At 58.6% G+C, this 244-nt stretch carries 1 protein-coding gene; it reads left to right on the forward strand.

What is annotated here, in order from left to right:
- Positions 1–244 (forward strand): terminase large subunit domain-containing protein (locus SB847_RS21985; protein WP_410578855.1); only part of this gene is annotated, 244 nt, incomplete at both ends.

The raw sequence follows: 244 nt of genomic DNA on the forward strand, positions 1-244 counted from the left end.
GATCATCCTGAGCAACGGTGCCGAGCTGCACTTCCTGGGGACCAACGCCCGGACCGCCCAGGGCTATCACGGCAACTTCTACTTCGACGAATTCTTCTGGACCTTCAAGTTCAAGGAACTCAACAAGGTCGCCAGCGGCATGGCGATGCAGAAGCAATACCGCCGGACCTACTTCTCGACGCCGTCGAGCATGGCGCATGAGGCCTACACCTTCTGGACCGGTGAGCGATTCAACAAGGGCAAG

The sequence above is a fragment of the Bacillus sp. SIMBA_026 genome, assembly GCF_046535335.1.
GTDB classification, from domain to species: Bacteria; Bacillota; Bacilli; order Bacillales; family Bacillaceae; genus Bacillus; species Bacillus velezensis.